This window comes from Cupriavidus sp. SIMBA_020, from assembly GCF_046535395.1.
Lineage (GTDB): Bacteria > Pseudomonadota > Gammaproteobacteria > Burkholderiales > Burkholderiaceae > Cupriavidus > Cupriavidus campinensis.
Genome location: NZ_JAWRWU010001884.1, coordinates 1 through 228, shown reverse-complemented (window position 1 = coordinate 228; position 228 = coordinate 1). Strand labels below are relative to the sequence as shown.

Here is a 228-nt window from a genome sequence, read left to right as displayed (position 1 = left end):
ACGGCCGCCACGATGCCCGGGACGGCTTCGAGCGTGTTTCGCAGACCGTCGACGAGTTCGCTGCTCTGACGAAAGAGGGCACCGAGCGGCACGAGCGCCGGATCGAGCGACGCCTGATAACCGGTTTTGCCCGAACCGCACAGGATGCCCACATCGGTCCATTTGCGCAGCCAGCGATGAATGTTGCCGGGATCGACGCCGGTTTCCTCGGCGAGCCTGCGCGCGCTG

At 66.2% G+C, this 228-nt stretch carries 1 protein-coding gene; it reads right to left on the bottom strand.

Translation table 11 applies throughout. The annotated features are described in order from the left end of the window. On the bottom strand, positions 1 to 228 hold a 228-nt coding region (locus SB751_RS36130; protein WP_410749745.1), incomplete at both ends, for a hypothetical protein.